This window comes from Nocardia beijingensis NBRC 16342 (assembly GCF_001612785.1).
Taxonomy (GTDB): Bacteria; Actinomycetota; Actinomycetes; order Mycobacteriales; family Mycobacteriaceae; genus Nocardia; species Nocardia beijingensis.
Genome location: NZ_BDBC01000020.1, coordinates 197,082 through 209,816, shown reverse-complemented (window position 1 = coordinate 209,816; position 12,735 = coordinate 197,082). Strand labels below are relative to the sequence as shown.

General features: G+C 67.7%; 14 protein-coding genes. 7 read left to right on the top strand and 7 right to left on the bottom strand.

Annotation, left to right across the window (positions count from 1 at the left end; translation table 11 throughout):
• Positions 1-11: 11 nt before the first annotated feature.
• Positions 12-1,019, bottom strand: coding sequence for a GlxA family transcriptional regulator (locus NB3_RS15035; protein ID WP_067802735.1), 1,008 nt, complete (start codon positions 1,017-1,019; stop codon positions 12-14).
• A 77-nt stretch (positions 1,020-1,096) separates the two neighbouring features.
• Between NB3_RS15035 and NB3_RS15030 the strand changes: the two genes are divergently transcribed.
• A complete protein-coding gene (locus NB3_RS15030) occupies positions 1,097-1,708 on the top strand; it encodes a TetR/AcrR family transcriptional regulator (protein ID WP_084486255.1) in 612 nt (203 codons plus the stop codon).
• 121 nt (positions 1,709-1,829) lie between these two features.
• A complete protein-coding gene (locus NB3_RS15025; protein ID WP_157111807.1) occupies positions 1,830-2,753 on the top strand; it encodes an SDR family NAD(P)-dependent oxidoreductase in 924 nt (307 codons plus the stop codon).
• Positions 2,754-2,807: 54 nt separating this feature from the next.
• On the opposite strand, the gene NB3_RS15020 is transcribed toward NB3_RS15025, so the two are convergent.
• The 3 genes from NB3_RS15020 to NB3_RS15010 all read right to left on the bottom strand — a co-directional run bounded on the left by NB3_RS15020 (position 2,808) and on the right by NB3_RS15010 (position 5,046).
• Positions 2,808-3,230: a hypothetical protein gene (locus NB3_RS15020; protein ID WP_067802732.1), complete on the bottom strand. Its 423-nt coding sequence runs from the start codon at positions 3,228-3,230 to the stop codon at positions 2,808-2,810.
• A 240-nt stretch (positions 3,231-3,470) separates the two neighbouring features.
• Positions 3,471-4,442 (bottom strand): serine/threonine-protein kinase, encoded by a 972-nt coding sequence (locus NB3_RS15015; protein WP_067802729.1) that lies wholly within the window; start codon positions 4,440-4,442, stop codon positions 3,471-3,473.
• 187 nt (positions 4,443-4,629) lie between these two features.
• Positions 4,630-5,046 (bottom strand): hypothetical protein, encoded by a 417-nt coding sequence (locus tag NB3_RS15010; RefSeq protein WP_157111806.1) that lies wholly within the window; start codon positions 5,044-5,046, stop codon positions 4,630-4,632.
• On the opposite strand from NB3_RS15010, the gene NB3_RS36670 reads away from it, so the two are divergent.
• From NB3_RS36670 to NB3_RS14990, 5 genes are all read left to right on the top strand, one after another.
• On the top strand, positions 4,934-5,356 hold the full coding sequence (locus NB3_RS36670; RefSeq protein WP_307694610.1) for a DUF6011 domain-containing protein: 423 nt from the start codon (positions 4,934-4,936) through the stop codon (positions 5,354-5,356). The genes NB3_RS15010 and NB3_RS36670 overlap by 113 nt on opposite strands.
• 132 nt (positions 5,357-5,488) lie before the next feature.
• Positions 5,489-6,142, top strand: a complete 654-nt coding sequence (locus NB3_RS15005; protein WP_244891912.1) for a TetR/AcrR family transcriptional regulator — start codon at positions 5,489-5,491, stop codon at positions 6,140-6,142.
• A gap of 278 nt (positions 6,143-6,420) precedes the next feature.
• Positions 6,421-7,668, top strand: a complete 1,248-nt coding sequence (locus NB3_RS15000) for a PucR family transcriptional regulator (RefSeq protein ID WP_067802723.1) — start codon at positions 6,421-6,423, stop codon at positions 7,666-7,668.
• A gap of 97 nt (positions 7,669-7,765) precedes the next feature.
• Positions 7,766-9,154, top strand: coding sequence for an ABC1 kinase family protein (locus tag NB3_RS14995; RefSeq protein ID WP_067802837.1), 1,389 nt, complete (start codon positions 7,766-7,768; stop codon positions 9,152-9,154).
• A 203-nt stretch (positions 9,155-9,357) separates the two neighbouring features.
• The gene (locus tag NB3_RS14990) at positions 9,358-10,503 is read left to right on the top strand and encodes an esterase/lipase family protein (protein ID WP_067802720.1); all 1,146 of its coding nucleotides are present in this window, start codon (positions 9,358-9,360) and stop codon (positions 10,501-10,503) included.
• A 99-nt stretch (positions 10,504-10,602) separates the two neighbouring features.
• Here the strand turns inward: NB3_RS14990 and NB3_RS14985 are convergent, their stop codons facing one another.
• The 3 genes from NB3_RS14985 to NB3_RS14975 all read right to left on the bottom strand — a co-directional run bounded on the left by NB3_RS14985 (position 10,603) and on the right by NB3_RS14975 (position 12,640).
• On the bottom strand, positions 10,603-10,977 hold the full coding sequence (locus NB3_RS14985) for a phosphomannose isomerase type II C-terminal cupin domain (protein ID WP_067802717.1): 375 nt from the start codon (positions 10,975-10,977) through the stop codon (positions 10,603-10,605).
• Between the two features lie 83 nt (positions 10,978-11,060).
• Positions 11,061-11,690, bottom strand: a complete 630-nt coding sequence (locus NB3_RS14980) for a VOC family protein (protein WP_067802714.1) — start codon at positions 11,688-11,690, stop codon at positions 11,061-11,063.
• Positions 11,691-11,971: 281 nt separating this feature from the next.
• The gene (locus NB3_RS14975) at positions 11,972-12,640 is read right to left on the bottom strand and encodes a TetR/AcrR family transcriptional regulator (RefSeq protein ID WP_067802712.1); all 669 of its coding nucleotides are present in this window, start codon (positions 12,638-12,640) and stop codon (positions 11,972-11,974) included.
• Positions 12,641-12,735 lie beyond the last annotated feature (95 nt).

Genomic DNA, 12,735 nt, shown 5'->3' with positions numbered 1-12,735 from the left:
AAAACCTCCGATCAGGACACGGCCTGTTCCAGCGCCGGATCGGTCCTGACGGTCGAGCGGAAACGCTGCTGGTACTTGCGCGGGGAGATGCCGAGGCGCGCGACGAACGCCCGGCGCAACGCCTCGCTGGTGCCGTACCCCGCGGCCATGGCGGCCTCCGTCACGCTGTATCCGGCGTGCAGCATGTCCCTGGCCGTGGCGAAGCGGATGAACGCGACGTATTCCGCGGGCGAGCGTTCGAGTTCCGCGCGGAACAGCCGGGTCAGATGCCGGACGCTGACCCGCGCGTGCGCGGCCAACGTCTGAACCGTGTGCGGGTACGCCGGGTCGGCGCAGATCAGGTCCACCACGCGGCGCACAAGCGGGCTGCGCGGCGCCGGTCCGCTCAGCGACGCGGAGAACTGCGACTGACCGCCCGCGCGCTGCATATGGACCACGAGCGCCTGCGCGACGCGCCGCGCGACGTCGGCGCCGTGGTCCTCTTCCACCAGTGCCAGCGCGAGATCGACGCCGGCGGCGACCCCGGCCGAGCTGTACAGGTTGCCGTCCCGCACGAAGATCGCGTCCGGGTCGACGTCGATCGCCGGGTAGCGCCGCCCGAGTTCGGTCGCGAATTTCCAATGCGTGGTCGCGCGCCTGCCGTCGAACAGGCCCAGATCGGCCAGCACGAACGCGCCGCTGCAAATGGACGCCAGCCGCCGGGTGCTGGAGGACAGATGCCGCGCGGCCGCCATGACCTCCGGTGTCATGAATTTGCCCGGCGGCAGCTCGCTGCCCGGAATCACCACGGTGTCGAAACGGCCCGCGTCGGCTGCCGCGCAGCTCACCTCCACCCGCGCGCCGATCGAAGTCTGCGCGTCCTTGCCGTCGGCCGAGACCAAGACCACTTCATACCGCGTCCCCGACTGGTTCGCCTCGACGAACACCTCCGCGGGCCCGACGAAGTCGAGCATCTTCACGCCGTCGAAGACCAAGATGCCCACCCGTTTGCTGGGCGAGGCGGCGAAGTTGTTGGACATGTCATCAGTATTGTGGAGCCGCGACTCCAGAACAAGCGATGTGCGCCACCTCGCACGCCGATTGGTACGGTGAGCACATGGGACGGCCGCGGCGATTCGACGAGTCGAACCTGCTCGACGCCGCGACGGAGTTGTTCTGGTCGAGGGGTTTCGACAGCACATCGGTGGAAGACGTCTCGCTCGCGACCGGCGTCGGGAACGGGAGCATCTACGCCGCCTACGGCAGCAAGCGGGGATTGTTCCTCGCGGCGTTCGAACGCTATTGCGAGCGCCGGGCGCGTCTGGTGCGCGAGGCCATCGGTTCGGCGGGCGGTTCGGCGCGCTGCGCGGTGCGCGCGCTGTACCAAGCGATCATCGAGGACTGCGCCGCGCAACCGGATCGGCGCGGTTGCCTGATGATCAACAGCATCGCCCAGCTCGGCACCCGGATCCCGGAAGTCGCCACCATCGGCCGCAGGACCACCACCGAGATGGAGCGGGGCGTCGCCGACCGGTTGCGGTCGGCGATGCACGACGCGGGCGACGACGACGAAGCCGTGCTCTCGGCGGTCAGCGCCAATGTCGTGCTGGTCGCCCAGGGCCTGATCCAGCTCAGCCGTCAGGGATTTTCCGCGCAGCGGTTGCACGAGATCGCCGATGTGTCGAGTGCCGCCCTGCCACCGGCATGGGCCGACCAGCTCGTGCATTGATCCGGGGCGTCCACCGCCGCGCCGGACCAGTCTTGGTCCCGGTGACGGGCACGGCACCGGCTGCCTGGGGTGAGGATCATCGGAGGCGACCGGCAAGATGACACCCGAGGGAGGAGCCACTGTGCCGTCGACCATCGTGATGACCGGGGCGAGTCGCGGCATCGGCCGCGTCGCCGCGGAGCGCATCGTGCGCGCGGCGCCGCAGACGCATCTGGTCGTCGCCGCGCGCGAGGCCACCGGCGCACGGCTCGCGGCCGAACTCGACGCGAGCGGAGGGAGGGTGTCGCACGTCCCGGTGGACCTCGGCGTGCTGGACAGCGTGCGCTCGGCGGCGGAGGAGATCCGGGGCAGGCTCGACCGCGGCGAGCTGCCGCCGCTGCGCGGTTTCGTGGGCAACGCGGGAATTCAGTACACGAACGCGCTCACCGCGGGACCTGACGGACTGGAGTCCACCTTCACCGTCAACGTGCTCGCCAACCATCTGTTCGTCCGCCTGCTCGAGGATCGCTTCCGCACTCCGGGCCGCATCGTGATCACCGTGAGCGACACCCACTTCGGCGACTTCCGGCACAACATGGGTATGGTGCCGGGCCCGGCTTGGCGGTCCCCGGAGGTCCTCGCCCGCCCCGGCGCGTTCTCCGCGCCGCGTACCACCGCGGCCGGCCGCACCGCGTACTCGACGAGCAAACTCGCCGCCATCTATCTCGTGCACGAGTACGCCCGCCGCCTGCCGGACGGTGTCGACGCCGTCGGCTTCAATCCCGGCTTCGTCCCCGGCACCGATCTCGCCCGCAACGCGGGGCCGGTCTCCCGGTTCGCGATGCGCCGCATCCTGCCCGCGCTGACCGGCACGCCGTTCGCGACAAGCCGCGCTGCCGCCGGTCGCCATCTCGCGGACGTGGTGCTCGGCGCCACGGCCGCGCCGACCGGTTCCTACGTCGACCGCGGCCGGGTGACCCGCTCGTCGGAGGAGTCCTACGATCCGCGGCGCGAAGCCGAACTGTGGGCGGCCGTGGAGCGGCTCATCGCGCCTTACGTGCCCTGAGCGGCGCGGTTGCCGCCGCTCGTCGGCCGGATCGACGCAGGTTGCCGGTCCACCTCACAGGTAAGGGAAGCAATCGATATCGCGGTGCGTCAGGCAGGGCTGCTCGACCGGCCGCAGCCAGCGGGCGGGGACTCGCAGCGGTTCGACCTCGGGCAGCCGCACGGGCCGGTCCTCGCCGTCGAACAAGGTTCCGCGCACCCGGAACACGCCGTCCGGCAGCCCGAGTTCTTGGGCCTGCTCGCCGGTCAGCACCACGGCGATGCGGGAGTTCGCGGTGATCCGCAGCCCTTCGACGGTGATCGGCTCGCTGGTGTGGTCGATGTCGGTGACGGTGAGCCGGAACCGGCCGCCACGCAGCCACGACCACGCCCAAGTGAGCGAACCAGGCTGGTCGCAGTCGGGGTATCGACTGCGCGGCAGACGCTGCGGGACCAGCACCATATAGGTGCACCCGACCTCGATATCGCGGGTCCGCATACCTTTCAGCGTGACCGCAGCACCGGCTCATCGCAAGGAAACCGGCAAATCAAGGGCTACACCGGGGCGTACTCGAACGCGGGGTGCGAACGACCGCCGAAACCAGACCATGGCGGGTAAAACGCCGATCCGGGCCGACAACAGGACACTCCCTCGCGCCCCCCGCGACAGGGCGCGGAGCCACCCGTTCGGCGCGGGTGAGCGGACCACGCGAATCGTCGCACAGCTCGGCGGCGGGTTTCACCGGACGGTGCGGCCGATGGCGCGCAAGATGAGCCGATCGCCGAGCCGTCCGAACGTGGCATTCAGCAGGGGCGACCGGGTGACCGTCACCTTCAGGCGGTTCAGGATGGGGGCGAGCGGACGGGGATCGACGTCGCGGAGCGCCTCGGTGAGCAGGCGGACGGGTTCGCCGCAGGATTCGTAGCGATCACCGGGGGCCTTCGCGAGGGCCCGGTGCAGGATCGCGTCGACCTCCGGCGGGATCCAGCGGTGGCGTGTGGACAGCGCGGGGGGCGGCTCGTTCAGCTGGGCTTCGGCCGTGGCCATGAGGTTGCCGCGAGCGAACGGCGTGTGGCCGGTGAGCAGTTCGACGGCGGAGCAGGCCAAGGCGTACTGGTCGGTCGCCGGGGACACTGTGTCCGCTCGCAGCAGTTCGGGCGCGGCGTACGGCACCGACACGACGACGAACCCATTGCTCGCCAGCGGCGGCTCCGGCCGGTCCAGCCACCGGGCCGAATCGAAATCCGAGATCTTCACCGTCGCGGGTTCGTCCGTCCCGACCAGCACGTTCGCCGGTTTCACGTCGAGATGGACCACTCCGTTGGCGTGTGCGAAGTCCAATCCGGCCGCGACATGCGTCAGCACGTGGAGTACCTGCCGCAGGTCCGGGTACCGGCGCGGTGATCGCACCAATGTCGAACCCGTCGCACCCGCCACGTACTCGTGGGCCGACCACAGCCTGCCGTCGGTTTCCCCGTGGGTGTACATCCGCACGATGTCGGGGTGCCGCAGCGCCGACAAGATGTCGAACTCGTGCACGAATCGGGCGCGCGCCTCCTGCGACCGGCTGTCCTCCGGCCCGAGGATCTTCAACGACACCGGCCGCGACCACTCCGGATCTTCGGCCAGGTACACCTGACTGCTGCCGCCGTGTCCGAGCGGGGCTCGTACGACGAATCCCGCGAACTGATCACCTGGTTCGAGCAGCACCGCCCCACCATAGTGCGCTGCCGTCGGCCGGGCGCGAGTGTTTGCCTCGGGTGTGCCCAACGGCACTGCGTCGTCGGAGGGGAGATGGCGTCCGCGCTCTCCACTGGAGCAGGCGGGGCACGGACTTCGCCCGCCGGGCCCGAAGGTCGTGGTACGACACCTCGGGCCGACGGGCGGTGGCAGTACGTCAGACGATGGTGACCTTGAGGGTGTAGCCGGCCGCCGAACCGTCGGCGGAGGAGACGACGATCTGGTAGTCGTTGCCGTCGGCGACGAGATCGGCGTGCGGAACTTCGCTGGCGACCTGCGGCCCGATCAGCGGCGCCACCGAGACCCGGGCATTGCCCGCGACGTCGAAGCTCAGGCGCTGGCCCGGCGCCGTGGCGATGGAGTAGCTGTCGGCCTTGCCCTGCCCGACATTGCCGCTGGCCTCGGCGCTGTTCTGGCCGGGAGCGATCTGCAGGCGCTGCACGACGCCGGGAACCGAAGGAATGCCGGGCGCGGCCTGGGCGGTCGCGACGCCTCCGGCCGCGGTGAAGCTGAGGACGGCGAGCGCCGCGGGAGCGGAAGCCACCAACGAACGAATCAGTCGAGATGCGGTCATAGGCCACATCTTTCCTCAACGCGTGTGCGAGATCTCATTCGGCTGCGGTCGACAAAGCCGGCGGCGCAGAGTTGTCGGTGCCTCATGCCACACTGGCGGCGTAGTCACCTGGCCAGAGGAGAACGAATTGGCCGACATTGATGACCGCCCCATGGTGCGACTGGTCGCGCATTGCCGTCGCTGTCACGGCTGGCTGCTGTCGCCGCAATCGGTCGCACAAGGAATCGGCCCGACTTGCGCGATCCGTGAGCGCGCGGAATCGCGGGCCCGATCCGCGCGGGAACTCACTCTTTTCGACGTTGCGGCGTGAGCTGACGGATCTGTTCCGATTCGGCCGATCGCAAACCGTCGATGTGCACGAGCGGGTCGAGAGCACCTGACAGCACGCGAGTTCGGGCGCGCCGCCGCTTGCTGTGGTTAAGATGAGCAACGCTCATTTTCCGTGGACGAGCGGGAGGAAGTCATGCCGCCGAAGGCTGTCGGTCAACGTCGTCGTCCCGCGCAGGCACGGGCCAAGGCCACCAGGGAGCACATCCTGGACACGGCGGCGCGGCTGTTCGGCGAGCGCGGTATCGCCAACACCTCCACCAACCGGATCGCGGCGGAGGCGGGGGTGAGCATCGGCACGGTGTACCGGTACTTCGCCGATCGCAGCGTCCTGGTCGAAGAACTGCTCGAACGGCTGCTGGAGACGGTGGAACGGCGTTTCACCCAGCGCGTGTTCGACATCTCGGGCAAGACGATGCATCAGGTCGCCGCCGACATCCTGGGTGTGATCACCGAAGAGCTGGTGGCCAACGCGAAGTTGGTGCGCGCGCTCGTCGCCGGTGTCCAGTTCTACAGCAGTGGCATTCCCGAGTTCGAACCACGGCTGCGCCTGCTGGTGAAGGTGATGCTGATCCAAGTGCTCGGTCCCGGCGACGATCACGAGTACGACGTGATGACATTCGTCGTGATCAACACCGGTTTCGCGGCGGTGCTGCGCGCGTCAGCCCTCGACGTCGACGACCCGGTGCGGGCGGAGGCGATCGACATGACGGCGCGGATGATCGCGGCATGGGCCGAAGCCGAGGCCGCGGCGCGCGCGGCCGTATGAGTAGCCGTGGCGCAAAAAGTGAGCACCTCACCATGTATGTGGTGTGAACGGGCTTCTCAAATCGGGTGGTCGTTCCTGATCTTTCCTGGTCAGCGCCCCATTTGCCGTTTCGGTTCCGAGCATCCGAAGCGGAGTAGCAGTTGAGTCGGCCTGCGGTTTACCGTTTTTCCACAGACCGAACGGCAGGTAGCGCCGCGGACACTGCGAGGTAGTCACGGTCGCCGCTCCAGCGCGAACCCGGCGCGGCCTCGGCTCCCACGGCGACAAGGAGGTCACCAGTGACGATCGAAAGCATCGCCCACGTCGGATCGAACCATGCGCGGCAGGCCGTGCCGCTTTCCCCGAAAACCCACCGAGCGGCCGCGAAAGTCGTCGCGCACCTCATCGATTCCGCCGCTCTGCCCGGCGGCACGGCGGAAGCGGAAGTCGCTGCCGTGGTCCGGATGTGCTCGGAGTGGGCCGTCCAGCGCTTGAACGGGCAGGCTGCGACCGGACGGACCGAGATCCTGCGGACCGCGGCGGCGGGATGGGCCAGGAAGGGCATCCCGATCGACGACATCCTCCACGCGATTCACGCCGGGTTCAAATTCGGATTGGGCATGCTGTTGGCCGACCGGGACGCGTCGGACCGCGCCCACCTCGTCACCGGCACCGCCGTCACGCTCGAACTGCTGAACCTGATCACCGCGACGGTCAGCAAAGCCTATGTGCGGGAGTGCAAAGCCGTCGCGGCCGAGGACCACACCGCGATGCACACCCTGACCTCGGCGCTGCTCGGCGGCCATGCGACCTCGATGATGGCGCGGGAATGCGGAATACCGGTCGCCGAGGAGTATTTCGTGCTCGCGGTCGCGTTGCCAGCGCATCCCGACGAGAGTCTTCCCCAGCTCGACAGCCGAGTCGTCGCCCGGCGTAAGCTCCGCCGCCTCCAATCCGGCCTCGCCGACCTGTTCGATGGCCGGGCGCTGTCGCTGCTGTCGGTCGACGGAGGAACGATCCTCATTCCCACCGCCCAGGTCAGCGCCCTGGATCTCGACAGCGTGGTCGACAAGCTCTCCGCGGCGGCGCGCGTGCCGGTCACCGCCGCCGTCGTGACCGCGGGCCCGAGGCAGGTCTCCGCCGCCGCCGCGCAAGCGCATGAACTGCTCGACACCGTCGAGCAACTCGGACACGGGCCCGGCTTGTACCGATTCACCGAATTGGCGCTGCAATACCAGCTCACCCGCCCCGGCATCGGCCGCGACGTCCTCGGCACCCAGGTCGCGCCGCTGATGGAACACCCGGATCTGTTGGAGACGTTGCGGATTCACATCGACAACGACCTCAACCGCCAGCGCACAGCCCGGCAACTGCACGTGCACCCCAACACCGTCGACTACCGGCTCCGCAGAATCGCGCAGCTCACCGGACTCGATCCCGCTGATCCCAGGGGACTGTGGTACCTGCGTTCGGCGCTGCTCGTCTGGACCGAAGACGGCACCCGGCGGCCACCGGCCGAAGCCAGGCGCATGGCCGACTCGCGGTAAGCCGGTACTCTCGCGCCCTCGACAACCGGCGGTGCGGGTGCGAAGAATATCCGGGCGCGCGACGTACGCCGCGCGGATACTCATGGAGGAGCACGCCGTGGCCGATCGAGTGCCCGGAGGACGTCTGGCCAGGAGCGGTCGGTTGGGCAGACTGGCCGCGGGCCAAGCCGTGCGTGAGGTCGGAACCCGGTTGTCCATGATCGGCCGGACCGAAGAGGCCAGGCGAGTGCTGGCCGAGCGTTCCGCGCTCGCGACCGCGCAGCAGGTCGTCACGGTGCTCGGCAGCATGAAAGGCGCGGCGATGAAGCTGGGCCAGATGTTGTCGGTCCTCGATGCCGACTTCGTTCCGGAATCGCATCGTGAACTCTTCCGCAGCAAGCTGGCCGAACTCCGCGATCAGGCGCCCGCCGTACCGTTCGCGTCGATGGTGAAGGTCATCGAGGACGATCTCGGGCCGCCCGCGCGAGTCTTCGCCGACTTCGACGAGACACCGATCGCCGCGGCATCGATCGGCCAGGTCTACCGGGCGCGGCTGCACGACGGCCGCACCGTCGCGGTGAAAGTGCAATATCCCGGCGTCGACGAGGCCGTGCACGCGGACATGCGCAATCTGGAAATGCTCAGCAAGCTGTGGAGATCCATGCTGCCCAGCGCCGCCGACAGTGCCGTGCTGGACGAGATCGCGCGCAACATCGGTAACGAACTCGACTATCCGCGCGAAGCCAGGACCCAGCATCGCGTCGCGATGCGGTATCGCGGTCATCCTTTCATCACGGTGCCGGACAGCATCGAAGAATATTGTGGCCGACGAGTTCTCGTCACGGAATTCGTGACGGGTGAGAGTTTTCAGCAGCTCCGGACGCTGCCGGAAGACGAACGTGATCGGATCGGTGAGCTGATCTACCGCTTTTACATCAGTTCGCTGTTCCACGACAACGAATTCTGCGGCGACCCGCATCCGGGAAATATCCTCCTCGCGTCCGATGGCAGGCTCGCGTTCGTCGATTTCGGGCTCTACGACCGAATGGACCCCGCGCACGTCGATTTCGAGCGCGCGTGTCTACGGGCGGCCGGAGAACACCGCGTCCGGGACCTGTACGAGGCCTGGGTCGGACGCGGCATCATCGATCCGGACGCGGGCGTCGCTCCGGAGGAGTGTTTGGAATACGTCTGGGCCGCGGCGGGATGGCATTTGCTCGACGAGCGGATCACGATCACCCCCGAGGTCGCCACCGGTGCGGTGATTCTCGCCGTCGATCCTCGTGCCGCCGAGTTCAAAGGTATGCGGCAGCAGATGCTTCCACCGGAGCACGTGTTCTCCCGGCGCGCGGATCTGTTCACCTTCGCCGTGCTCGGTCAGTTGCGGGTCGCCAATAATTGGCATCGGCTCGCGCGGGAGTGGCTCTACGACGAGCCTCCCGTCACCGAGATCGGGCGCGCCATAGCGAAATGGCGGTTCCGCCGTTCTGTGGCCGCTCATATATGAGCCGTCGACTGCGCAGTGAGCCGCCCAGGATCCTGCGCTGACCAGCATTTTCCACCGACTGCCGTCCTATCGTTGCTGCCGTTCGACATTGCGAGGCGCGCCTGCCGCAAGGACAACGATGTCGAGATACGGAAAGGCATTCGATGAGATCAAGCGTCAGTCGGCGAATACTGCGTACCGCCGTATTCACCGTAACCGCGACCATGACAATGGGGTTGAGCGTGCTGACCGCGCACGCGGCGCCCGAGGCAGCACCGACGGAGCAGCAGCTGGCCGATTACATCGCGGCGGGCCGTAAAGCGGCGCCGGTGGCGGATTCGGGGAGCGCGGGGTCGGGTTCGGCGTGCACGTCGGGGAGTGGAGCCGGGTCGGGTAACGGCTCCGGTGACTGCTACGGCGGTTCGGGCAGCAGTTCGGGTTCCTCGGGCGGTTATGCCAGTGACACAGTGGGATTCGGTCCGCCGATGACGTCCTGGCTGGCGGCGTTCGGGTACGGATTGACGCATCCGGATGTGGCGCCGCCGGGGACGAACGACTGGGCGTGCAAGCCGACGGCGGAGCACCCCCGGCCGGTGGTCTTGGTGCACGGAACGTGGATGAATGCGTACAACGGATTCGCCTTCATGGGGCAGCCGATCAAGGACGCCGGATTCTGCACGTTCACGTTCAACTATGGGCGGTCGAACCTTCTGGAAGGCGGCGGCTTGGGATCGGTGTTGCCCGGCGTGATGGGCACCGGTTACATCCAGGATTCGGCCAAACAGCTGGCGGTGTTCGTGGATCGGGTGCTGGCGGCGACCGGCGCGTCGGAAGTCGATATAGTGGCGCATTCCCAGGGCGGGTCGATGTCGAACTGGTACACGAAGTTCGAGGGCGGTGCGGCGAAGGTGAAGAATTTGATCACTTACGGCGCAACGCATCACGGGACGAGTTTGGACGGCATCGGCGCGCTGGGCCGGGCAGTCAACAACTTCGGAATCGACGTGCTCGGTTTCGTGGAGATCTTCGTCGGGCATGCGGGAATTCAGCAGACGATCGGTTCGGATTTCGTCAACAAGCTGAACGAACACGGCGACACGATCACCGGGGTGGACTACACGATTGTCGGTACCCGGTACGACGAGATCACCAATCCGTATGATCTGACGTTCCTGAAAGCGGCGCCGGGAGTGTCGGTGCAGAACATCACGTTGCAGGACGGGTGCGAGCAGGATGTGTCGGATCATCTGACGATGATGTATTCGCCGCGCGCGTTGTCGATCGCGCTGCGGGCCTTGGATCCGGTTGGTCACCCGAATCTGGAGTGCACGTTCAACCCGTGGCTGCTGGGTGGCGGCGGCTCACTCTGACGAGCCGCGCCACGGCGAAGTGCCCATCGAGCGAGTTGGTCCCTCGCTCGATGGGCACACTCTTGTGACCGGGACGACCGCCTGGTGATGGCGATTCGGTCAGACGGACTCTTGCGCCGGCTGATTCGTTTCCGTGCGCCCGTAGTCGTCTTCGAGGCGGACGATGTCGTCTTCTCCGAAATAGTCGCCGTGCTGTACCTCCACGAAAACCAGTGGGGCCGGACCGGTGTTGTGAATGCGGTGAGCGGCGCCCAGTGGAATATCGATGGCCTCTCCGGTGCGCACTTCGACGGTGTCGCCGTCGAGAGTGACCAGCCCTGCTCCGGCTACCACGAACCAATGCTCGGCGCGGCGCGAATGTTTTTGGTAGCTGAGGCGCTGGCCGGGGTGCACCTCGATGGTCTTGACCTTGAAGCCGTCGCCTTCGGTGAGGATGGTGTAGCTGCCCCATGGGCGCTGAGAGGATTCGGTCACGCCGCTATCCTGCCTCAGCGGTCTGCTCCGGGAATTCGTCGGGGTGCGCACCCTGCGGTGGTCGCCGAGGGGCGGCGGACCGCTCAGTGCGCGGCCTCCCAGGCGAACCCGTCCGGGTCCACGAACGGGCCGATGGCGCCGCGGATGGCGAACCGGTGCGACCCGGACCCCTCCGGTGCGATACCGGCGTCCTTGGCAGCGGCGCGACGCCCATAGAGCGCGAGTTTGACCGAATCCGCCGGGGTAGCGAACTCGACATATTTGCTGCCGAAACTCTTCGCCACGGTCAGGCCGCGGTCGACGTAGAACTGTTTGGTCGCTTTGACATCGTCGACCCCGAGGAGCACCACGAAGCTGTCGACTTCCCGGGTGGCCGGGCCGGTGTTCTTCTTCGACGACGTCGCCACCTTCCAGATAGCGCCGTCCGGAGCCTGCACCACGCCGCCGTAGCCCCAGAAGCTCTTCTTGACCGGCTTCAGCGTCGTCGCTCCCGCCTCGACGGCGGTGCCGACGAGACTGTCGACGGTGCTCGGCTGCGACACCACCAGAGACAGCACGTAACCCCGGAAACCGGTGGTCGGAGCGTCGGAAGCGCGCAGGCGCACCGTGTCGCCGAGTCCGAACGCGGCGGCGTAGAAGGCTTCGGCGGCGGCCGGGTCCGGCACCTCGAGCACGACGGAATCGATCGCGGCCTGATCAGTGGTGAGGTTCATGCCGCCAACGCTAGGCGCCCCGCGGCGCGTGCCGCTTCTCGATTCCTGACCGGTCGGTGCACCACCCCTGGCATCCAGACCATCCGGCAGCTCGGGCGACGGACGAATCCGGCGGATGTGCTCGCCGGGTCACCACGGCCCCCGGCGCGGCCGGCGCTGTGCGCTGACACCTCCGACCGCGGCCGATCCGGGGGATCGAGCCGGAGGAAGCGCGCGATCAGCCGGACGAAGCTTCCTCAGCTGCCCGAGAGCTGAGCCTCGCACCGTCAGGAGTAGATGCGCTACGGTGCGGCGGCGTCCTGGGCCGACGAATGAGCATTCTCCAATCGAGCCGCGACCGAGGCGATCTCACCCGCCGCGTCCGGCGGCACGCCGAGTGTGACCAGGCAGGCGCGGGCGGCCGCCACGTCGGGGTCGGGGTCGGTCCAGGTTCCGTCGGTGTGCGCCTCGAGCAGGGCCAGGACCAGCCCGGCGAGCGCGCGGGACAGCGCCTCGGCGGGGAGGTGATCGGAGTACACGCCGAGCCGCTGGCCGTGCCGCAACATGGTCGCGCCGTGTTCGTGCACGGGCGCCAGTCGTTCCTCGATCCGCGCACCCAGGTTCGTTTCCGTCAGCCGGAACAGCAGGCGGTATTTGTCGCCGACTCGCCAGAGGGCGATGGTGCACCGGGCGGAGGTCACCGTCACCGGCTCGTCGGGGTCGAGCGAGCGCAGCGTGTGCGCGATGTCCTCGGACGCCAGGTCGAGGATACCGTCGATCAGCGCCTCGCGGGTGGGGAAGTGGCCGTAGAGCGTTCTGCGCACGACGCCGGCGGCGGAGGCGATCTCCTCCATGCTCGCCGCGGGATTGCGGGCCAGTTCGGCTGCCGCGACATCGAGGATCCGCTTCCGGTTGGCCCGCGCTCGCGCGCCAGGGGTCGCAGAGGAAGTCGTGGTTCTGGTCGCTGTCATGTGAGTCCCTTCACGTTCCAGCCTCGCACACTTGCGCACAGTTGTGCAAATTCCTTAGATTGCACATCAACGTGCAAATGCACAACGGCGTGCAA